Below are 23,232 nucleotides of genomic sequence, written 5' to 3' on the forward strand. Positions count from 1 at the left end.
TGAAACATCCATGTCTAAATTTTAGACACACATTGAAATGATTATTTGGATGTTCCATGTGACTGTTAAAAATGATAAAAATAAACACATGAAAAAGTATTTATATATAGTAATTACTGCAGCGCTACTAAGTACTAGTTGCAATAAAGACGAAGACTTTCTAGACAGAGAGCCTACCGATATTTTAACTGAAGAGCAAGTGTTTTCAGACCCAGCCGTAACATTATCGGTTATTGCTGGTTTGTATAACCGTTATTATGATTTCGCTTATATTGAAGATTGGGTATCTATTTCACAATTCAATATTGCCTTTTGGTCGGAAACAGGAAGGTATGGTAGTTTTCAAAACAATGAATTTGGATATGGAGATTGGGGTACCTGGGACTATGCATATATAAGAGATATTAATTTATTTATAGAACGTTGTGAACCAGCTACAGAATTAAGCGACGCCGATAAACAACGATTTATTGCTGAAGCGCGATTTTTAAGGGCTTCTTATTATTTTGAATTAGTTAAAAGAATGGGGGGCGTGCCACTAATTTTGGAAGCTGAAGAATATGATTTCAATGGAGATCCATCTTATTTACAGCATCCAAGAGAAACGGAAGCTGCCATTTATGATTTTGTAATTAGCGAAGCTGAAGCTATAAAAGACTTCTTACCAGCTAATGTTGGAACTAAATCTAGAGCTACCAAAGCGGCAGCACTGGCAATGGAAGCTAGAGCTGCATTGTATGCAGGGTCTATTGCTAAATATGGGGCAAGTACGCCTCAAGTATCCTTACCTGAAGGAGAAGTTGGGATTCCTGCTGCTAAAGCAGATGCATACTATCAAAAAGCATTAACCGCTGCTAAAGACATTATAGATGGAAAAGCAGGAGGGTATGCTTTATATCAGAAGAAACCTGATTTGTCGGAAAATTTTGCCAGTATTTTTACGGATAAGGTAGAAAACCCTGAAGTTATTTTTATTGAAGATTATAAACTTCAGAGTGGTAAGACACATGAATTTACAGTATTAAATCAACCTATTTTTGGAGCAGAAGAAGAGTCTGGAGGCAGAACAAATCCTTCTTTAAACTTTGTACAATCTTTTGAAACTTTAGACGGTACTTACCAGCCTTTACCAAATGTAGATGCTTCTGGAAACCCTATTTATTATGACAATGTAGGAGCTATTTTTGAAGGTCGTGATGCCCGTTTAGCGGGAACAGTTATTTTACCAGGCTCGTCTTTTAAAGGACGACAAACCGATATTTGGGCAGGTTACCAAATGCCAGATGGAGCTATAATTAGTGGAGATTCTAGAGGACAACAAAAAGAAGTTGGTAATTTAGGAACTGTGCAAGTGGTTGGTTTTGATGGACCAATAGACGGATTAGAATTTACTGCACAAACAGGATTTTACCTTCGTAAATTTCAAGATCCTAAAGCAGGTTCTGGTCAGCGTGGGGTTAAAAGTGATGTTTGGCAAATGCGTTACCGATATGCGGAGGTATTATTAAATGCCGCAGAAGCTGCTTTTGAATTAGGTCAAGGAGGATTAGCAGCAGATTATCTTAACCAAATTAGGAGTCGCGCCGGAATTACAACTCCACTTACAGCTGGAGATGTAACTTTTGATAAAATAGTGCATGAACGTTATATAGAACTTGCATTTGAAGGACATTTTTTCTTTGATATCAAAAGATGGAGAATAGCAGACAAAGTACTAGATGGAACGCCTATTAGTCCTTCCGAAGTAACAGAAAACATTGGAGATCCTTTAAAACGTAAAACCCAACCTTATGGAATCTGGCCTTATAAAATATATAATCCAGGGAATGAAAACGATGGAAAATTTATTTATAAAATTATAAAACCAGCAAGGGTAACAGGAGCCGACCGCTTTAGGCTTGGAAATTATTATTCTAAAATTGGAGATGATATTATTAACAACAACCCTAAAATTATTAGAAATCCTAATCAGTAATAGAAATTAGAAAAAAAGAGGAATGTCTATTAATTATGTGAAGTAAACTACCTCGGAGCAAGCTCACGAGGCATTAGAAGAAAAAACTAAAAAAACATTTCGAAACAAGCTTCAGAGCATTAAAATCTCGATTATCGAGTAAAATTGAAATGAACATTCTTACTATTTTTTGAAAAATAAATAAACTTGTAAACATGAAATTAAAATATTCAATATTCATATTGGGAGCGCTTACTTTTTTAGCTTCCTGTGATAAAGTAGATAATTACGAGGAACCCGATACATTTTTTACTGGGCAAGTAGTTTATAATAATGAGCCCATTAGAGTGGGGAGTAACCAAGTAGATTTTCAATTATGGCAATCTGGATTTGGGAAAGAAACGCCTCTAGGAGTGACCTTAGATCAAGAAGGAAAGTTTAGTGCCAGATTGTATAGTGGAGATTATAGATTGGCTTTTGTAAAAGGACAAGGACCTTTTAGAACCAATATTATAAATGAGCAGCAATTGGATACTATTTTTGTTGATTTAAATGGAAATACAGAAATGAATATAGAGGTAACACCTTATTATCTAATTGAAAATGCTGAATTTACTAAAAGTGGAACTACCATTGTAGGAAAATGTAGTATTAATAAAATAATTGCAGATAGCGATGCAAAAGACATAGAGCGTGTTACCTTGTATGTAAATAAAACACAGTTTGTTTCGGACAATGGAGATTATAATATAATTGCTTCTGATGGAGATTTTAGCGATTTAAATAACATAAATATAAGTGTTGACCTTCCAGAAACAACTGTAAACAGGGAACAATTATATGCCAGAATAGGTGTAAGAATGGTAGGCGTAGAGGATATGATTTTTTCTCCTGTTGAGAAAATTGATCTGTAGTTTTGATTCCCCCATAGAGGGTTTTATTTTCCAGAGCCTGTTCTAAGTATCTTGAAGTGTTTTAGGTCGAAATGGATTAATTTTAGCCTCAGATTAACGGATGTATCTTTCCTTTTTCTTTGGAGGTCTTGCTAGAAGGGTAAGGGAGGAAAAAGATATATTAGTGAATTTGAGGTAAACAGACTTTCGGTCTTCTGCAGACTTTTTATTTTAAGAGCAGAATGGTTTAGTATAATAGTTAAAAATAAGTATATGTATAAAAATTTTTTAATCATTTTAATAATATGTCTTGCAAGTTGTAATACACAAGAAAAGAAAACAGTAATTACAGCACAAGCAAAAGAAGGAGATAATGCGCGTCAAGCTTCAGCGTATCCTTTAATAACCCACGATCCATATTTTAGTATATGGTCTTTTTCCGACAACATTAATCAATCTCCTACTAAACATTGGACAGGAACGAACCAGTCGTTAATAGGAATGGTTAAAGTGGATGGTGTTTCGTATCGAGTTTTAGGGGATGATGTACCGAGTTATAAAACAATTGTTCCTACTGGGATAGAAAGTACTTATGAAGCAAAAATTACAGAAAGCAAACCGAATAATAATTGGCAAGTTAATGATTTTGATGATTCTTCATGGGAAACAAAACCAGCACCTTATGGCGATGGAGATCAAGTAAAAACAAAATGGACAACCGATCATATTTGGTACCGACGACAATTTGACTTAAATAACACTAATTATGAGGAGCTTTTTTTAAAGCTTAGACATGATGATAATGTAGAAGTTTATATAAATGGAGTGGAGGTATATACTTGTGAATGTTGGAATGATAGCTATGAGTATTATGATATTCCTAAAGAAGCTATTAAAGCCTTAAAAGCAAAAGGAAATTTACTAGCTATTCATGTTAAAAATAATCAAGGAGGACAGTCGTTAGACGCTGGAATTGTAGAAAAAATAAAGGATGAAACTACTGCAACTGTTGCAAAACAAAAATCTCTTAATGTTTCTGCTACCCAAACTTCTTATGTTTTAGAGTGTGGAGCTGTGGATGTAAATCTTACATTTTCGTCACCATTAATTATGGATAATCTGGAGTTGTTTTCAAGACCTGTTTCTTATATTTCAATGAAGACTAAATCTAATGACGGAAATACACATAAAGTACAGGTTTATTTTGGAGCATCCACTGCTTTAGCATCAGATGTAGTGAGTCAGAAAATGGTTGCTTCAACTGGCGAAACTACGGATGTTGATTATATAAAAACAGGAACTGTAGAGCAGCCCATTTTAGAAAAAAAAGGAGATAATTTACGGATAGACTGGGGGAGTTTGTATATAGCAACTCCAAAATCTGCTAAGGTTACACAAAATGTAAGTACTGCTATTAATGCTAAAACCGATTTTATAACAGGAAACAATAGTGAGTTTGTAGCAGAGGGGAAAGATTTGATGTTAAGCACCATTTTTCCAGAAGAATCGGTAAAAGAAACTAAAGATCATGTTATAATGTTAGGATATGATGATTTGTACTCCATTCAATATTTTGGAGAGAATTTACGTCCTTGGTGGAATAAAGACGGGAGCAATTCAATAGAAAAAGAATTAAATAAAGCAGCAAATTCTTATAGTGAAGTTATAGCACAATGTAATACTTTTGATCAAAATCTTCATGAAAAAGCAGTAAATGCTGGAGGAGAAGCGTATGCTAAATTATGTGAAATAGCGTATAGGCAGAGTATTGCAGCACATAAATTAGTAGAAAGTCCTAAGGGGGAATTATTGTTTTTATCTAAAGAAAATTTTAGTAATGGGTGTATCAATACGGTAGATGTTACTTATCCTTCTGCACCTTTATATTTGTTGTACAATCCAGATTTCTTAAAAGGGATGTTAACGGGAATTTTCTATTATTCTGAAAGTGGAAGACACACAGAACCTTTTGCTGCTCATGACATTGGAACCTATCCAAAAGCAAATGGAGAGGTATATGGAGAGCCTATGCCTGTTGAAGAATCTGGAAACATGATTATTCTTACGGCTGCTATTACTAAAGCTGAAAATGATATTTCTTATGCTGAAAAGCATTGGGAAACCCTTACAATTTGGGCAGATTACTTAGCAGAAAAAGGTTTTGATCCTGGAAATCAATTGTGTACAGATGATTTTGCTGGTCATTTGGCTAGAAATGCAAATTTATCTATTAAAGCTATTGTAGCTTTAGGTTCTTATGGATATATGGCAAAGCAATTAGGAAAAGATGCTATTGCTAAAAAATATACAGAAATGGCTAAAGATATGGCAGGTAAATGGATGAAATTGGCAGATGCAGGAGATCATTACGCACTTACATTTGATAATATGGACACTTGGAGTCAAAAATATAATTTAGTGTGGGATAAAGTTATAGGTCTTGATTTGTTTCCAGAATCGGTTTATAAAAAAGAAATAGCGTATTATTTGACCAAGCAAAATAAATATGGAATTTCGTTGGATAGTAGAGCAGATTATACTAAATCTGATTGGATTTTATGGACAGCAACTTTAAGTAATGATATGAAAACGTTTAAAGAATTGACAGATCCTGTATATACCTATGCAAAAGAAACAAAAGATAGAGTTCCTATGAGCGATTGGTATTTTACTTCCAACGGTAATCAAAGAGGTTTTCAAGCCAGAAGTGTTGTAGGAGGATATTATATAAAGTTATTGAATGACAAATGGAAAAAATAAGTAGTTAGTATTGATAATTAATAGCTCCTTTTGATCAGGAGTTGAAATAGTATGTAATTAATCCCGTATGCTTTATAGCTTACGGGATTTTCTTTTAGTTTAAAGATTGAAAAGTCCGAAGCCTGAAGTCTGAAGTTCAGGAAACAAGAATATAGAGAAAAGATTATAGATTTTACGCTGTTATGGAGTTACGATGTTACACAATCACAACTTTACTTCTCTGAACCTTTGCCACTTTGAGTCAAAAAGTTAAGAAGTTATCGGGTTATGTTGTTATGATGTTACAAAGAAAAAAACTGCATACTGTAACTGCCAACTGAACACTTCGGTCTTTATTTCATTTCCTCATTTCCAAATTAGCACATTTATAACTTTGCCACTTTGAGTCAAAAAAGTTAAGAAGTTATCGAGTTATGCTGTTACGATGTTACAATGAAAAAAAACTGCCTACTGTCTACTGAACACTGCTTTTTCTGCATTCTGTCTCCCGACTTCGGACTTCCGTCTTCATTTCATTTCCTCATTTTGAAATCTTCAAATTTATAACTCTGCCACTTTGAGTCAAAAAGTTAAGAAGTTATGGAGTTACGATGTTATAAAGAAAAAAAATTCCTACATACTACTAAATACAACGACTCCCTACTGTCTACTGTCTACTGAACACTGAACACTGAACACTGAACACTGCTTTTTCGGTCTTCCAACTTCCGACTTCTCTTGTTACTTTAATAATTTTTCGCTACTTTAAATATTATATTAACAATATTATTCCTAATAAATTTGTAATACGTTAATTTCTAGAGTGTTTCATTTTTTACTTAATTTAAAAAACGTAACTAATTAAACTTATTTATATGTTCAAAACCAAATTAATTAATTTTAACATTATTTTAACAAAATAAACATGAACAGAACTTCGGATATACTTTAAATTTAGAGTAGGAATCTTACTACTATTTTGTAGTCATTAAAAAATATATGTTGTAGAATTATCAGTAGAAATAACGAATAATATTATATAAAATACTGAATTTATTGATGTTTATTCATATTTTACGTATACCAACCTAAACCAAAAACCAATGAAAATAACTACTACTTCAAATCTAACTATGGTGTTGATATTGCTTATTTTGTTTAAGCAATACAATTATTCCCAAACAAGAAATTTCTTCAATTTCATTCAGAATAAAATTAACAAATTTTTAACAAAACCGACTTAGATAGAACTTCGTATATACTACAAAGCCCAAGTAGGAATCTTACTACGATTTAAGTGATAATTCTAAAATGTATGTATAAGAATTATCAGAAGAGATAACGAATAACATTTTATTAAGTATTTAATTAATTGGTGTTCCCTCAGATTTACGATAAACCAACGTAAACCATAAACCAATGAAAAAAAAACTACTACTTCAAAACTTATCTTGGGATGACTATCGGTTATTTTTTTACCAATATGTTTATTTCCAAACTAGAAATTTCATCACTTTTATTACGAGCAAAAGTCATTTAGATTTTAACAAACCGACTTAAACAACGTTTTTTTAGCTGCTTAAAAGCCCAAGTAAAAATCTTACTACAATTTTGTGATAATTTTTTAAAAGTCATATTAAAAAATTGTCATTAAAATAGCGGATTACATTTTATTAAGTATTGAATTAATTGGTGTTCCCTCAGATTTACGATAAACCAACGTAAACTATAAACCAATGAAAAAAACTACTATTTCAAAGCTTATCTTTGGGATGCTATTGCTTATTTTATTTAACCAATATGTCCATTCCCAAACAAGAAATTTCACCAATTCTATTACGAATGAAAGTAATGTAGACAATGCAACTAATGCAATTGATACAGATTTTTCAACAAATGCGTCCATAAGGGCAAGTTCAGGATTACTTATAGGAATTGGAGCGTATTCTGGAAATTTGGAAGTTCAATTTCCTACAACTGTTCCAGCTAATACCACGTCGTATGTAAAGATAGCTACCGATGACAATTTGTTACCAGCATTATTAGGAGGAAGTTTAGGCGGACTCTTATCGGATGTACTTGGGGTAGTGCTTATCGGAAACCAAGAATTTACGGTACAAGCGCTAAATGGAACCACTCCAATATTACAAGGTCAATCAGAAATTGATAATGATTTTGCAGGAGATAGACTTAGAATTGTAATTAATAGCCAAGGAGAATATTTTATTGCTATAACTCCCGCTCAAGCTTATAATAGGGTAAGACTTACCAATAGATTAGGCTCGCTTATAGGGTTGGGAAATACCAAAAGTTTAAGAATGTTTGAAACCTACTACGTTTCAAACCCATCAGTATGTGCAGATGCTGCTTTTACTTCGTTTGACGGTAGCGGGATTACATTAGACCTATTAAATCTCGGACAAGCAGGGGTGGTAAATCCAAGAAATGCTATTGATGATAATCCAGATAACTACTCAGAACTCAACTTAGGAATTCTGGGTGTTTTAGCGTCCATTCAGCAATCTATTTACTTTGAAGGTTCTTCAAATAGTACCGATAGTTATAGCATAAAATTACAATTATCACCATCACTTATTTCTGTAGGTGCTTTAGACAACATTAGAATTATTGCTAGTAATAAAGGAGAAGTAGTTCAAGATGTTGCATTTTCAAGCTTATTAAATGTTGATTTACTATCTTTAATTCAGCTTGAAGCAAATAAAAATCTTCCTTCAACCATTCCATTTAGTCCAGGTGTACCAATAGATAGGGTAACGGTTAGATATACCTCTTTATTAAACGTTGAACTAGCACAAAGTTTAAATCTTTATGGAGTAACAAGAGCACCTGCTTTACCAACTATAGATGCTGCTTCTCTAGATAAAATGGTTTGTACAGGAAGTACTACAGATTTATTGGCAAACACAACACCAAATAATTTGGAGTTGAGATGGTATGATGCGCCATCAAATGGAAATCTACTTGGCACAGTAAATTCTGGAGAGACATTTACAACGCCAGCAATTACAGAAGATACAACTTTTTATGTAGCCGCAGCAACACCGGGTTGTGATACCGAATCTGCTAGGGTAGCTGTAGCTGTATCAGCTATAGAAAGACCTACCGCTGCAGCTATTTCTATAGTTGGCGCTGAAAATGATATTTGTGAGTCTAGTAATGTTATTTTAGTTCCTGCTAGTAGTATTGATGGAACTTATTCTTGGTATTTTGATGCCAATAAAACAACACAAATAACAGACGGTTTAACACAAGGAACTGTAACCTATTCAATAGATAATGAAGGAAAACTCACCATAGCAGGACTAACAGCTACCGATACTCCTATTGATTATTTTGTAAGTATTACAGATCCAGACACTGGATGTAGTAATGCAAGTGGCGATTTAGCTACAGCAACTGTAAATGTAATTATACACTACTCCCCATCTGTAAGACAGTTTAAATATATATCTAATTATTTATGATGCTATTCTTTTTGTATTATAAATTTGATCAGGTGGTACTTTTCCTATTTCAGTATGCCTTCTTTTGGTGTTATAGAATTCAATATATTCCGTGACCATTTGATAGAGATCTAGACCTCCGTTTGGTGGGTTTAGATAGATCTTTTCATATTTAAGAGACTTCCAGAAGCGCTCAATAAAAATGTTATCCAAAGCTCTTCCTTTGCTGTCCATAGATATTTGAATATCATGTTCTTTAAGCACTTCAATATATTCGGAGCTGGTATATTGTGACCCTTGATCGGAGTTATGGATCTCCGTATTGCCATATTGAGCGATAGTGTCTCTAAGAAGCTCGATACACCACTGTTTGTCCATTGAGTTTGAAATACTCCAATTAAGTATTTTTCTACTATATACATCAATGATAGCATTCATATACATAAAGCCACGGAACATAGGAATATAGGTGATGTCAGTCTGCCATACTTGGTTAGGGCGGTCTATTACTAAGCCCTTCAAGAGATAAGGGTACTTATAGTTTTTAGGATCCCTGATGGTGGTTTTAGGTTTTCTATATATGGTCTGTAATCCCATAATTTTATACAGCCGTCTTATTCTTTTCACATTTACGTGGTAGCCAAGATCAAGGATGAGATAATCAGTCATCCGTTCGACTCCATAATAGGGGTGTTCCAGGAACTGCGCATCTATTGCCTTCATCAGTTCTAAATTCAATGGACTCTCACTTTTAGGCTTATAATACAGACCAGAGCGATGAATGTTAAGGATTTTACATTGTTGTGCAAGACTCAGCCTTGGATGAGATTTTACTACCTTTTGTCTTCTTTCAGTAGTACTCATTTGCCCAAGACTTTCTTTAAAAAATCATTCTCAACTTGTAATTGACCGATCTTACTATAAAGCGGTGCGGTATCCACAGCTGGAGTATCTTTTTCTGATTTGGACTCGAAAGCAAGTTCTGCGTTTTTTAAAAACTCTCGCTTCCAATTGGATATTTGGGCTGGATGCAATTCAAATTTGGCAGCAAGTTCAGGTATACTTGTCTGCTCTTTTATCGCTTCAATGGCTACTTTGGCCTTAAAGGATGCGCTGAATTTTCTTCTTGATGTTTTCATATTGACAGGGTTAAAATTACAACTTAATTTCCTGTCCTAAATTTGGGGAGTATTATATTACTAATACATTAAATCCTACCATTACACTAGATGCTAATATTACTGCCGATGATGTAATTAATATTTCGGAGTCTCAAACCACCATTCCTATTTCTGGAAATGCTGGAGGCGATGCACAAGCTGGAGACATGATAACACTTATTATTAATAAAATGGAATACACTGGAAATCTTGAAACAGATTTGAGTTTTAGTATTCCTGTAAATGGAAGTGATCTAATTGCAGATGCAGATTTAACCATTGAAGCTTTTGTAGAAACAGATAATGGTACATGTACAAGTAATGCTACCGATACAGAAACGTATACGTTGGATATTACATTACCAACAGTACCAACGGTTAATTCTCAACAAACAAATGATACCACTCCTATTATAACGGGTACGGCAGATTCTTCCGACGATTTAAGTATTGTAGTTAATGGAGTAACTTATACTGAAGCAGATGGGAATCTTGTAGATAATACCGATGATACTTGGTCTTTGCAAATTCCTGCTGGGAATGATTTACCAGAAGGGATTTATGATGTAGTAGTAACTGCTACAGATTCCGCAGGAAATATGGCTAATGATGCCACTACCAATGAACTTACTATAGACTTAACAGCTCCAGAGATACCAACAGTAACTCCATTAACAACTAATAGTAGTACCCCTACTATTTCTGGAACTGCTACCTCGGAAGACGAGCTTACTATTCTACTAAATGGAATTACTTATACGGAAGGCGATGGTAATCTTACCGATAATGCAAACGATACATGGACACTTGTAATTCCTGCTGCCAATGCCATTCCAGATGGAACGTATGATGTAGTTGCCACTGCAACAGATCTTGCAGGAAATATAGCTACAGATGCTACTACAGACGAGTTAATTATAAATGCTTTAGCTCCAAATGCTCCAACGGTAGACTTTTTAACAACTAATGATGCCACTCCTATACTAACAGGAACCGCAGAATCTATTTATGATTTATCGGTGGAAGTTAATGGGGTTATTTATTTAGAAGCCGATGTGGATTTAACCGATAATGGAGACGATACTTGGGCATTACAGATTCCAGATGCTAATTTAATCCCAGATGGAATGTATGATGTAAAAGCTGTTGTAAGCGATGGCGCTTTATCGGCTAATGATGGTACTATAAACGAACTTTCTATAGATACAACACCACCTGCAACGCCAACTGTAGATGCTCAAGCTACAAATGATACCACCCCATTAATTACTGGTACAGCAAGCTCGGAAGACGACTTAACCATTGATGTAAATGGAGTTGTTTATACGGAAGGGGATGGAAATTTAACCGACAATGGAGACGACACTTGGGCATTGCAAATCCCTGATGGGAATGCATTACCAGATGGAACGTATGATGTAGCTGCTACCGCTACAGATCAAGTTGGAAATACCGCCACAGATGCTACGGTGGATGAATTAACTATAAGTACAAGTCTTCCAGCAGTGCCAACAGTAGATAAATTAATGACGGCAGATGCAACTCCAATAATTACAGGTACAGCAAGCTCTGGGGATGTGCTTACTGTAAAAATAAATGGAATTACGTATACGGAAGGGGATGGAGATTTAACCGATAATGGAGATGATACATGGGCATTACAAATTCCAGATGCAAATATTCTTCCAGATGGTTTTTATGATGTAGAAGCAGTTGTAACAGACCAATTTGGAAATACAAATTCAGATACAACAATTAATGAAGTAACTATAGACACTATGGTGCCTACAGTACCAACAGTGAATACTTTAATGACTAACGATTCTACTCCAACAATAACGGGTACTGCAGATTCTCAAGATCAATTAAGTGTTACGGTTAATGGAATTACGTATACGGAAGGCGATGGTAGACTGAGAGATAGCGGTACAAACTTATGGTCGCTTGCCATTCCTTCTGCAAACTCAATTCCAGATGGAGTTTATGATGTGTTAGCATCTGTTATGGATTTAGCAGGAAATACTTCTGTTGATGCCACTACAGACGAGCTAACTATTAATACGGAACTTCCTACCATGCCTACAGTAAATGAATTGGCAACAAACGATTCCACACCAACCATAACTGGTACAGCAGATTCTTCAGATAATCTTACCGTGGAAGTTAATGGTATTGTTTATACGGAAGGCGATGGGGATTTAGCCGATAATACGGATGGTACTTGGACGCTTCAAATACCGCAAGCAAATGAGCTACCCGATGGAGTTTATGATGTTATTGCAACGGCTTCAGATGATATGGGAAATACTTCTACAGATAATACCACTAACGAGTTGTCTATAGATACAACAATTGTAATGCCTGTTGTTCCTACGGTGAATAAATTAACTACAGATGATACTACACCAGTAATTACGGGTACTGCAACCTCTGCAGATGAACTTACTGTTACTGTAAATGGTTTTACATATAGTGAAGGAGCAGGAAGTTTAGTAGATAATACAGATGATACATGGACTTTACAAATTCCAACAAGTAATGTATTAACTCCTAATGTATACAATGTTATAGCTACCGCAATGAATACATCTGGTGGATCTTCTACAGATGCCACTACTAATGAGTTATCTATAATAGTTGGGAATAACGATGAAGATCCTAATATCCCTACTATAAATGAAATAACTACTACAGATCCTACGCCAATTATAACTGGAACAGCAGATTCTGCAGATGATTTAGTAGTTGTTCTAGATGGAAATACGTACACAGAAGGCGATGGGAATCTTACCGATAATGGAGATGATACTTGGACGTTACAAGTACCAGATGAGAATGCTTTAGACGCAGGAGTTTATGATGTGCAAGCTACTGTTACGGATAGTGTAGGAAATACTGCAGATGATGTAACTACAGATGAGTTAACATTAAATTCAATTACGCCACCCGCTCCCCCTGCAACTACACCAACTGTGGATCAAATTGCTACTACAGATCTTACGCCAACTATTACAGGAACTGCAGATTCTGTACATGATTTAGTAGTTGTTCTAGATGGGAATACCTATACCGAAGGCGATGGGAATCTTACCGATGATGGAGACAACACCTGGACGTTACAAGTACCAGATGCGAATGCATTAGCCGAAGGAGTTTATGATGTTTTAGCTACCGTTACAGATGGTTTAGGAAATACAGAAAGCGATGTCACTACGAACGAGTTAACCATAGAAAGTCTTCCTGTATCGGATATCAATATTTTAAAAACTGTAAATAATATAAATCCGTTAGTGGGAGAAACCATAGAGTTTACCATTCTTATAACTAATAATGGAGAAACTGAATTTACTAATGTTAATATTGATGAAACTATAAATTCAGGATTTATATATAAAACTCATACTACAGATAGAGGTTACTACAATCCTTCAAATGGGGTTTGGGAAATAGATTTATTAGAGGCAAACCAGACAGCAACCTTAACACTTAGTGTTGAAGTAGTTCCTACTGGAGTTCATTCCAATGTAGCATCAATTAGAACTACTACGCCTATAGATGATAATACTGATAATAATACTTCGGAAGTAATTATCGAACTGAGTTGTTTGACTGTTTTTAACGAATTTACACCTAATAACGATGGTTATAACGATTATTTCAGAATAGAATGTATTGAGAAATATCCAACTAACGAACTGAGAGTTTTTAATCGTAACGGAAACAAAGTTTATGAAACCGTTGGATATTCAAACAATTGGGATGGAACCGCAAATGTTAACGGTGCTGTAGATAAGGGTAAAAAACTTCCTGCAGGGGTATACTTTTATTCCCTTAAAATAGATGAATTGGGAGAAGATAAATCAGGATGGTTATACATCGCAAAATAAACCAAAAACCTCAAAACAAAATTTCATGAAAAATTCAATTCAATATAAATTAATTTTTATAACGCTCTTAGGCTTTTTAATAACGGAAAAAGCAACTGCGCAGCAACAACCACAGTATACGCAATATATGTATAATACGCTCGTATTAAACTCTGGTTATGTTGCCGATAATAGGCTAGAGGTAGGGTTACTTCATCGTTCTCAATGGGTTGGTATCGATGGAGCTCCTTCTACACAGTCCTTAACGGTAGGTGGAAAAGTAGGACAGCGTATAGGTGTTGGACTTACTATGGTTAACGATAATATTGGACCATCTAACGAACTGGATATAAACGGAGTATTTTCATACAATATTCCTATTAGTTACAACGCTCGTTTATCCTTTGGGATGAATGCTGGGTTGGATATATTAAACGTGGATTGGTCTGAAGGAAGATATGCCAATACTCAAGATCCAATTCTTTCTAATAATGTAAATAATATAAGACCTATTATTGGAGCTGGTGCTTATTTATATAGTGATAAGTGGTATGTGGGACTTTCTACTCCTAATTTTATAAAAACCGAAACATATAATGACGATGAAGAACTTGTAATCGACCAAACAACGCAGTTTTATTTGATGGGAGGTTATGTTTTTCAGGTAAGTAGAGATGTAAAACTTAAACCATCTACGTTGCTTAAATACAGTGAAGGAACTCCAATAACGGTAGATTTATCATTAAATGCGCTTATCCAAGATAAATTTAGTGTTGGTGCAGCGTATCGATTTAATGATTCAATGAGTGCTATGCTTGGTTTTCAGATATCAAGAAGCTTTTTTGCGGGTTATGCGTTTGATTATGCAACCACAGAGCTTAATAAATATAATGATGGTTCACACGAAATTATATTAAAATATACCTTACCAGACTCGAATAGAAGAGCCAAATCACCTAGATTTTTCTAACCAAAACCAACTACTATTATGAAAAAAATACTAATCTTTATCGCTTTCCTTTCCTTTGGAATGTATGCCCAGAATAATACATGGAAAGCAGACGAACTTTATGCTGAATATCATTTTGAAGCAGCAGCAGATCAATATAAAAAAATTATAGATAAGAGCACTACCTTAAATCCGGATGCATTGGAACGCTTGGCAAATAGCTATTTTAATATTGCCGACTACCAAAATGCGTATGTATGGTATGATAAACTTTATAATTTAAATAACGAACGGATGAAGGAAAGTACTTTTATAAAGTATTTACAGTCCGCAAAATCCAGTAGAGATTATGAGAAGGCAAACCGTCTTATTCAAGATTATTATGCCGACGATTACAGTAGAATTGAAACAATAACCATTCAGAAAAGAAATCTTGACGAAATAAAAGTGTCAGATTCTCTTTACAAGATTCAGAATGTGTCTATTAACTCCAAGATGTCAGATTTTGCTCCGATATATTATAAAGATTATATTGTTTTCTCATCCACCAGAGATACAAGTGTTACAAAGGATAAATTATATCCATGGAATAATCAGCCGTATTTGGATCTTTATATTGCTGAAAAAAACAAGGAAAATGGAGAACTGAAAGACGCAAAAAAATTCAGTTTAAAATCAAAATCCAATTTCCATGATGCCACATTATGCTTTAGTAAAGATGGAAAGTTTGTTTATTTTACAAGAAATTATAGTACTAATAAAAAGCTAAAAACTAATAAGGAAGGAGTTTCAAATTTTGAAATTGTTAGAGGGTATATTAATGGAGATAATATTACCAATATTGAAACGCTAAGCTTTAATAGTATGAAATATTCTTGTGGGCATCCTGCAATTTCTCCAGATGGGAAGTATTTGTATTTTGTATCTGATATGCCTGGTGGTTATGGAGCGTCTGATATTTACTACACTGAAATTTTTGAAGATGGAAAAACAAATACTCCAATAAACCTAGGGCCAACTATTAATACCCCAGGAAGAGAAATGTTTCCTTTTGTTACAGATAGTACGTTGTATTTCTCATCAGATGCGCATTATGGGTTAGGAGGGTTAGATATTTTTGAGAGTAAGATTAAAGGGAAAAACAGCTATGAGATTCCGTTAAATTTAGGCGGGAGTTTAAATAGTAATATGGACGATTTTAGTTTGATTTATAACCCTACCAATCGTACAGGTTATTTTGCTTCTAATAGAAGTTTAGGAAAAGGAGATGATGATATTTATTACTTCAGAAAAAAAGAACCTTTACTATTTCAAACTTTTTCAGGGCATGTATATGATGAAAAAACAAAAGAGCCACTTGAAGGAGTTTCTGTAGAAGTTAAAGATATTCTTAATGATGCTGTTACACAAACTATACAAACAGGAGATAGTGGATATTATGAACTAGAACTTCCATTTAAAATGGAACAACAGTTAACATTTTCTAAGCCAGATTATACATCAGAAAAAATATATGCAAAGACTACAGAAGATCCTAAAGTAGCGCTAAGAGGGAATGATGTATACCTAACTTCTTTAAAAAGTTTAACGGTTAAAGAGGGCAACGATTTAAAAATAGATGTAGATCCTATCTATTTTGAGTATAACAAAGCCGATATTACCCCACAAGCGCAAGTAGCACTAGAAAAAGTGCTATATGTTATGAAAGAATTTCCAACGCTTCATATAATGATAGAATCTCACACCGATTCTAGGGGTTCCGATAGTTATAATATGAGCCTTTCAAATTCTAGAGCAGAGCATACAAAACGTTACATTATTGCAAACGGAATTGAAGCAAATAGAATTGAAGGTGCTAGAGGGTTTGGAGAGAGTAAATTAAAAAATAAATGTTCAAATGGGGTAAGTTGCAGTGAGGAAGAACATTCCTTAAACCGAAGGTCCAATTTTATCATAGTTGAGAATAAACCAGACTTTTAAATCCTCTAAAATATAGAAAGTGACTGTCTAAAAAAGCATGTTTTTATGACAGTCACTTTTTTTTAATCACTTATCCTAAGAGTGAAATGCATATGTGCTTTAGATAATAATACGAATGTTATAATAATTTCAGAACTTCATTTTCATTCTTTATAAGGTATAAACTAGGAGTTCTATTTTTAAGAATATTTTCGAACAACTTCTGATAAATATGTTGCATACTCCCCAATTTTCTTTCTCGTTTTTGAATTATATAAAATCTAAAATACGTCGAATCTCTTTTGTAATGAAGTATATTCGCCAAAAATAGGTTTAATTGAAAGACAACTAACCATCGTAAAATTCTTACGAATTTTTACGATAGTATTGATTTTGTTTACTAAATTAGTCGCCAGAACCAAAGTAATAAACCACACCTGAATTATTATATAAAAACGATTAAATTTTTTAATAAAAAGAAGATTAATATTATATAAAATCGGGTTATGAACATATATAGTCAACGCATTGTATAATCTATTGCGTTATCATCAAATGTATATTACACTATTCATTTGGATGCTTGTAATATATTCATCAAACGTATATGGGCAAAGGGTTTATGCTACTACACAACAAAATAGCCATTCACTTTCTGCGAGTATAAGTAATGAGAACAGGGCAATAGATGCAGATTACGCCAACTACTCTACACTAAATATTGGAGTGGGTTTTGGTGGACTTTTTTTTGCGCAACAAAATCTTCAGTTTACGGGGGTTCTTCGGCCAAGACCTACCTCACCTATTATTATAAAGTTTGGATCTACTATAATGCTTTCAGAGCTGACAGACGAAATAGCTATTCAGCGTACCAATGGAGGAATTAATGGAACAGTAGGAACCGCCTATACAAGTGCTCCATTGGCAGCCCTCATTACCACAAATGGTGGCGCTAACGCAACAGAAGTTTCAATACCAATTTCTGGATCTAGTGAAGAAAGTGATGGTTTGCGTTTAAGATTAAGTACTTCTTCACGATTTTCAATATCTGCTAGGCTTTATTACGCTTTTTTCATAGCACCTCCTATTCTTGTAAATACCAGTATCGCTATTTGTGAGGGAGAAATAGGAGCTGTAGGAATAAATAATTTTCAACCCAACTATACCTATAAATTATATGATTCTCTTACAGGTGGAAATCTTGTAGGAAGTAGTACTAGTCAAGTTATTTCTTTTAACGCTGCAAATTTGACGAGTGGGAATTATTATGTAGCAGCTGTTGAAACTGCCACCAATTTTTCATCATCTAGAACTCTTATTCAGATAACAAAATATTTAAAACCAGGGAATCCAGCTATAGAAATCAATATAAATCAGAATTAAATAATTAAGCATTAATCTAAAATGTAAAAAAATGAAAACGTTCAACAAAATTTTATTTACAACTCTTTTGGGAATAGGGTTATTAACCTCATTTCAGAGTTATGCGCAAACTGCGCCAAATCCACAAGCGTCCATTTCAACACCTACACATCTGGATGTTGGAACAATTAATAGTGATGCTACCACCGTAACAGTTATTAATGACGCTGTATTATTTTACAACCCTGCTACAAGTGGCCCTTCAATTACACTAACTGCTAGTTTAGATGATGGAAATGGGAATGTATTCAACTCTTATCAATGGTATTTAGTATTGCAAAATGGGACTGAGAATATAGTATCTGGCCAAACAACTGCAAATTTATCTTTAGCACAGCTTGCTCCTGGATATCATAAATATAGAGTATATGGTTTGGTAAATAATGAAGGAGGAACCGTTATTTGTCAATCCGAAGAATATCAGGATATAATCCTTTTTGTATTATCGCCTTTAGATATTACTACTACTGTAACTTTAAATGATAATCCGCAAGAGTATTGCGCAAACAATGTGTTTGATACCCCTACAAATCTTTCAGTAACCAATATTACAGCAGATTATAGTGCAAATACAAACGGGTATAGCAATCCTTTAGGGAGTAATTTTGAAGTTAGCTATAATTGGTATGCAGTTTTAGAAGGAGGAACAGCTAATCCAATTAATCTTGGAACCGCTGTAAATAACTATAATATTTCTATAACAGACCCTGGAACCTATACTTTTTATGTGGAAGTTAAGTATGTGGTAAAAACAGATGATGGCACAAGAAGTTATATAACCTATGTTGGAAATATTAAAGATTCTACAGGGGATCCATTTGAAATTACTATAACAGCTGTTCCAGGAGCTCCAACTATTTCAATTGGTAACATTACCAATTAAGAGAGTTCCATAAATTAAAATTTGATTTTGCTATTGTTTTACAATGAATTAATTTATGCAAACTCCTTATTCGTTATATTATCTCAGAATATATCTGGGGATGCTAGTGGTTATTGCAAGTTTTTTTGAGAAAGCGTATGCGCAATCAGAAAATGAACAAATAACTATTAGTCCTGGAGAATCTGTGCAATTAAATGCTTTTTCAGAAGGCACCACTTATTATGTATGGTTACGAAATAATGAAGTTATTGAGAATGCAACAAATAGTGTTTATTCAGTAATAAAAGAAGGGATTTATAAGGCTATAGCGTATAACGATTATAACTGTGGGTCTGTTTTATCAAATAGCATTGAGGTTAGGTATAGCAAAACTTCTGAAAAGTTTACAGCGCTTCATTTTTGTGAGAAGGCAAAACCAACTATTATGGAGTTGGATATTGGAGTAAATGATTTGATTTGGCATTCAACTAAAGAGCGGAATGTAAGTTTACCTGCAACCACACTTTTGGAAGATGGTAAAATGTATTATGCTTCAAGTCTGAGTTCAGAAGTTAGCTATGCTGTTGAGGTATTTATGGATGCCTGTATAGACATAGCAATACAGAAAGAAGTAGATAAAGTAAAAGTTCCTTATGAAACTATTGTAAACTTTACTATTTCAGTTTTTAATACAACCAATATTCCAGCTATAAATGTTATAGTTAAGGAAGAATTGCCATCTGGTTATATTTATCAAGAACATCAATCTAGTGCGGGAATTTATAAGGTTGCAGAAGGTATTTGGAGTATCCCAAAATTAGCATCCAAGGCACAAGAAAATTTAAAGATAAAAGTGAAGGTTGCTAATAAAGGCGATTATCAGAACCAAGTAAGCTTAGTTTATTCAGAACCAGAAGATTTTGAAATACAAAACAATGTTTCAACTGCTTCTGTAAATCCGTTAGGCATAATAGTACATGATATTTTTACTCCCAATAATGATGGAATGAACGATACTTTTGTAATTGATTCTATAGATAACTATCCAGAAAATGTACTTAAAATTTATAACAGATATGGGACGTTAGTATATCATAAAAAAACGTACGATAATAGCTGGGATGGATTTATTAATGTAAATGGAATGCTTAATAAAAGCGAACGCCTGCCTCCAGGAGTATATTTTTATAATTTAGATTTAGGAAGCGATACTGAACCAATAACAGGTTGGATTTTTATTGGATATTAAAAGCTTCATCTTCTTTTCCAAGAGTATATATAAACTGTTATTCATTAATTTTTAAGGATATTGATTGTCGATAAATTTTAAGGAGTTTCCTCAATTAATTAATACAATGATTATAATTATGATATATGTCATATGAGAAGGTAGAATAGATGTATAGTTTTGGCATTACTATTGATTTTATAAGAACTAAATAAATTTATGAAGGTTAGAAATTATAAAATTCAGTATATTTATTTTTAAATAATTGATATAAAGCGTGTTAAGTAATAAAAAAAGTATTATGATTATTAGAAAAATAGTATTAGCTGTATTTGCTACAGCAATGATTGTGGCTTGTGGCGATAAAAAAGGAGAAAAAAACAGTAGTGAAAGTGAGTTTACTAGGGTTGGAGAACCAGAGAATATGGAAGTAGAAGTGGTTGAAAATTATTTTCCAAAGAAAGAAATTACACCAAATGTAATTCAATTTTATACTATTGACAATGAAAAAGAATTTAATCAAAAATTTGGGGTAGCTAAAACCATGAATAATAAAGTAACTCCAATTGATTTTAGTAAGAATAGAGTAGGGGTTATTATTTTACCAGAAACCAATAAACAAACAACTATAGATATTGAGGATACAGAAAGAATAGGTTCTGGAGCTGTTATTGAATATGAAATTACAGAAGGCGAAGAACAATCGTTTAGTACAACTCCAGCTCTTATATTTAAGCTTCCAGGAGATAACCGTTTAAAAACAATCGAATTTAAAGCGGGGAAAGAAGTTAATGTTATTGGAGTTCCCGAAAAATAATAAAATCATTTATATAAATAAAATGAGGCTGTCTAGATATTTAGGCAGCTTTTTTGTTGTTTAAAGAATATGTTTAAATCCCGCATTGTGGGTTTTATTCCCAGAGCATGTCCTGAGTATCTTGAAAAGTTCTACGTCGAAATGGATTAAATTATTTTCCTTTGAATACCTCCTAGGCTCACCTTGAGTTAGTTTATTGTGATATATATTTTTATTTTTTTAAATGAATATGGTTGTATGGTGGGTATTTTTAGACAAATTTAGTTTTCGTTTAAATCAATTTAGTAAGTTTTACTATATTTAATCCAAATGAGTAAACCATCCTATTATAATTAATTATGAACAGAAGAAAATTTATCAAACAAACTGGACTTGTAACAGCTGGGGTATATACCTTGAGCACTTCAAATTTAATGGCAAGTATTGTAAATAATAAATCCATTAATCCATTTGGAGTGCAGCTATATAGTGTTAGAGATGTATTGCCAGATGACCCAAGAGGAGTAATGACCAAATTGGCGAAAATGGGGTATAAACAGTTTGAAAGTTACAGTGGAGAAAAAGGATTTTTATGGGGACTTTCTCCAAAAGAAATGAAAGTTTTTTTAGGAGATATTGGGGTTGATATGGTGAGTACCCATTTTAATTATCTTGATGTGGTTAACAATTCAGATACATTAAAAAAGAATATAGAAATGGCCAAAGGTGCTGGTCTAAAATATATGCTTTGCCCATATCTTGGTCCTCAAAAAAATTGGGATGAGTGGAAGCAAGTTGCAGATAACCTTAATAAAGTAGGGGAAGAGGTTAGTAAAGCTGGATTAAAATTTGGATACCATAATCATGATTATTCGTTCAAACCTTTAGAAGGAAAACTTCCTCAAGATTATCTAATTGAAAATACAGATCCAAACTACGTAATGTTTGAATTAGACCTTTGTTGGATTGATGTAGCGGGTGTAGATACAGAAGATCATTTAAAAAAATATGGCGATCGTTATGAATTATGTCACATTAAAGATTATACAATCAAAGACGGGAAACCGTTGCAAAACGATTTAGGAAAAGGTACTGTAAATATTAAAGACACTTTAAACGCTGCCTTAAAAAGTAATATTAAATACTACATAGTAGAACAAGAAGAATATCCAAACTCTTCATTAGAGAGTTTAGAATATGATGCTAAATATATGGAACTTCTTAGTTTGTAGGAGTATCAGAAATTTTATCTTAAAAAAAATGGCTGTATAAGAAAGTACCTAAGCTGTATGTGTTATCTAACTTATATTGTTATAGGCGCATGTTTTGTCGTCAAAAACTGGGTTTGTCTTGTTTTCAAACTGATTTTTTCTTTTTGTAAACTGAGCTTGTCTTGTTTTCAAACTAATTTTTTCTTTTTGTAAGCTGAGCTTGTTTTGTTTTCAAATTGGGCTTGTCCTGTTGTCAAACTGAGCTTGTCGAAGTTTAGCTACTAACTCTCAATAAAATCCTTCGACAAGTTCGACAACTACAAATTACTCTTTAAACGACCACTTTTTCTTGATTTTAAACCCTTATATTCAGGTATTTCTTTCCAATAGCTATAATTCTTTCTTACAGGAAATTACCTTATTTCTTTCAGTATAAAATAAAACATCTATTACAACTAATAGGCAGCATTTCTAATAGGAGTCATTAATGTCCGTAAGAAATACAAGAACGCTTTGCTGTAAGAAAAAACAAAGACTAAATATTAACTATCATAAAATAAGTAGTTTAAAGAAATAACATTCCTACAATCTTCTTTTTATTCATTTTTATTAATAGCAAGGGGCTATTTTGAAAACCTCATTTAAACCTAGATATAAGTAGCGTTCAATAAATTTCGTTAACCTTTATCGCACAACAATAATTAGGAATTAATTATTCATCATAAATAA

General features: G+C 33.4%; 14 protein-coding genes. 12 read left to right on the plus strand and 2 right to left on the minus strand.

All coding sequences use genetic code 11. The annotated features are described in order from the left end of the window. Positions 1–88: 88 nt before the first annotated feature. From JOOMADRAFT_RS19030 to JOOMADRAFT_RS19045, 4 genes are all read left to right on the plus strand, one after another. The gene (locus JOOMADRAFT_RS19030) at positions 89–1,975 is read left to right on the plus strand and encodes a RagB/SusD family nutrient uptake outer membrane protein (protein WP_008616315.1); all 1,887 of its coding nucleotides are present in this window, start codon (positions 89–91) and stop codon (positions 1,973–1,975) included. Between the two features lie 194 nt (positions 1,976–2,169). Further along, positions 2,170–2,868, plus strand: coding sequence for a DUF3823 domain-containing protein (locus JOOMADRAFT_RS19035; RefSeq protein WP_008616316.1), 699 nt, complete (start codon positions 2,170–2,172; stop codon positions 2,866–2,868). A 252-nt stretch (positions 2,869–3,120) separates the two neighbouring features. Then, on the plus strand, positions 3,121–5,607 hold the full coding sequence (locus JOOMADRAFT_RS19040; protein ID WP_008616317.1) for a glutaminase family protein: 2,487 nt from the start codon (positions 3,121–3,123) through the stop codon (positions 5,605–5,607). A gap of 1,715 nt (positions 5,608–7,322) precedes the next feature. Next, positions 7,323–9,071, plus strand: a complete 1,749-nt coding sequence (locus JOOMADRAFT_RS19045) for an immunoglobulin domain-containing protein (protein WP_008616318.1) — start codon at positions 7,323–7,325, stop codon at positions 9,069–9,071. Here JOOMADRAFT_RS19045 and JOOMADRAFT_RS19050 read toward each other — a convergent pair. Then, positions 9,066–9,914, minus strand: coding sequence for an IS3 family transposase (locus JOOMADRAFT_RS19050; RefSeq protein WP_008611013.1), 849 nt, complete (start codon positions 9,912–9,914; stop codon positions 9,066–9,068). The genes JOOMADRAFT_RS19045 and JOOMADRAFT_RS19050 overlap by 6 nt on opposite strands. Then, entirely contained in the window at positions 9,911–10,189 is a 279-nt protein-coding gene (locus JOOMADRAFT_RS19055; protein ID WP_008611014.1) for a transposase, read from the minus strand. Before JOOMADRAFT_RS19055 ends, JOOMADRAFT_RS19050 begins: the two co-directional genes overlap by 4 nt. 56 nt (positions 10,190–10,245) lie before the next feature. Between JOOMADRAFT_RS19055 and JOOMADRAFT_RS19060 the strand changes: the two genes are divergently transcribed. The 8 genes from JOOMADRAFT_RS19060 to JOOMADRAFT_RS19095 all read left to right on the plus strand — a co-directional run bounded on the left by JOOMADRAFT_RS19060 (position 10,246) and on the right by JOOMADRAFT_RS19095 (position 22,524). After that, on the plus strand, positions 10,246–14,097 hold the full coding sequence (locus JOOMADRAFT_RS19060; protein ID WP_280985330.1) for an Ig-like domain-containing protein: 3,852 nt from the start codon (positions 10,246–10,248) through the stop codon (positions 14,095–14,097). Positions 14,098–14,122: 25 nt separating this feature from the next. Beyond that, complete coding sequence (locus tag JOOMADRAFT_RS19065; protein ID WP_040880368.1) at positions 14,123–15,046, plus strand: PorP/SprF family type IX secretion system membrane protein; 924 nt, start codon at positions 14,123–14,125, stop codon at positions 15,044–15,046. Positions 15,047–15,064: 18 nt separating this feature from the next. Next, a complete protein-coding gene (locus JOOMADRAFT_RS19070; protein WP_008616322.1) occupies positions 15,065–17,005 on the plus strand; it encodes an OmpA family protein in 1,941 nt (646 codons plus the stop codon). Between the two features lie 558 nt (positions 17,006–17,563). Beyond that, a complete protein-coding gene (locus tag JOOMADRAFT_RS19075; protein WP_040880305.1) occupies positions 17,564–18,367 on the plus strand; it encodes an immunoglobulin domain-containing protein in 804 nt (267 codons plus the stop codon). 31 nt (positions 18,368–18,398) lie between these two features. Then, complete coding sequence (locus JOOMADRAFT_RS19080; protein WP_008616324.1) at positions 18,399–19,289, plus strand: hypothetical protein; 891 nt, start codon at positions 18,399–18,401, stop codon at positions 19,287–19,289. 55 nt (positions 19,290–19,344) lie between these two features. Then, positions 19,345–20,517, plus strand: a complete 1,173-nt coding sequence (locus JOOMADRAFT_RS19085; protein ID WP_008616325.1) for a T9SS C-terminal target domain-containing protein — start codon at positions 19,345–19,347, stop codon at positions 20,515–20,517. A gap of 280 nt (positions 20,518–20,797) precedes the next feature. Continuing rightward, positions 20,798–21,313 (plus strand): hypothetical protein, encoded by a 516-nt coding sequence (locus tag JOOMADRAFT_RS19090; RefSeq protein ID WP_008616326.1) that lies wholly within the window; start codon positions 20,798–20,800, stop codon positions 21,311–21,313. A gap of 338 nt (positions 21,314–21,651) precedes the next feature. Further along, the gene (locus JOOMADRAFT_RS19095; RefSeq protein WP_008616327.1) at positions 21,652–22,524 is read left to right on the plus strand and encodes a sugar phosphate isomerase/epimerase family protein; all 873 of its coding nucleotides are present in this window, start codon (positions 21,652–21,654) and stop codon (positions 22,522–22,524) included. Positions 22,525–23,232 lie beyond the last annotated feature (708 nt).

This window comes from Galbibacter orientalis DSM 19592, from assembly GCF_000260115.1.
Lineage (GTDB): Bacteria > Bacteroidota > Bacteroidia > Flavobacteriales > Flavobacteriaceae > Galbibacter > Galbibacter orientalis.